At 58.3% G+C, this 242-nt stretch carries 1 protein-coding gene; it reads right to left on the reverse strand.

Features of this window, described 5'->3' with window-relative positions; translation table 11 throughout:
• Positions 1-242 (reverse strand): enoyl-CoA hydratase-related protein (locus SCA31_RS25175; RefSeq protein ID WP_410699665.1); only part of this gene is annotated, 242 nt, incomplete at both ends.

Here is a 242-nt window from a genome sequence, read left to right on the forward strand (position 1 = left end):
GTCCGGAGTGAGGCCAATGGAAGGGTAGGCAAACACAAAACTTGTACCCTCCGCTGCGATTATTACGTCGGCGGCCAGCATGATGCCAAGCCCGCCACCGGCGACGGCTCCATGAACGGCCGCTACCACGGGCTTCTGCAGAGATTCGAGTGCCTGTACACCCCGATCAACAGTAGCCGCCAACTTAGAGAGGAATCCGCCTTTGTCTGGGGATTCTGCGAACGCAGAAATGTCTCCACCAG

This window comes from Chryseobacterium sp. SIMBA_028 (assembly GCF_046535285.1).
Classification (GTDB): domain Bacteria; phylum Bacteroidota; class Bacteroidia; order Flavobacteriales; family Weeksellaceae; genus Chryseobacterium.